The sequence below is a fragment of the Cobetia sp. SIMBA_158 genome (assembly GCF_046566945.1).
GTDB classification, from domain to species: domain Bacteria; phylum Pseudomonadota; class Gammaproteobacteria; order Pseudomonadales; family Halomonadaceae; genus Cobetia; species Cobetia amphilecti.
Genome location: NZ_JAWJYL010001222.1, coordinates 1 through 230 on the forward strand (window position 1 = coordinate 1; position 230 = coordinate 230).

The 230-nt window shown below is 69.1% G+C and carries 1 pseudogene; it reads left to right on the forward strand.

What is annotated here, in order from left to right:
* Nucleotides 1-230, forward strand: a pseudogene (narH, locus tag R2R70_RS23610) (nitrate reductase subunit beta); the annotation flags it as partial.

Here is a 230-nt window from a genome sequence, read left to right on the forward strand (position 1 = left end):
GGCCGCGGACGCAGGCCATATCGGCATGAACGGCGTGATTCCGGACGTGCAGAGCCTGCGCATCCCGATGCGCTACCTGGCGAACCTGCTGACGGCGGGGGACGAGGCGCCTGTCGTCGCCGCGCTGAACCGGATGCTCACGATGCGCGCATACAAGCGTGCGGAGACCGTGCACGGCGTCGCCGACGAGCTGCTGCTTCGCAAGGCAGGACTGACGGCGGAGCAGGTCG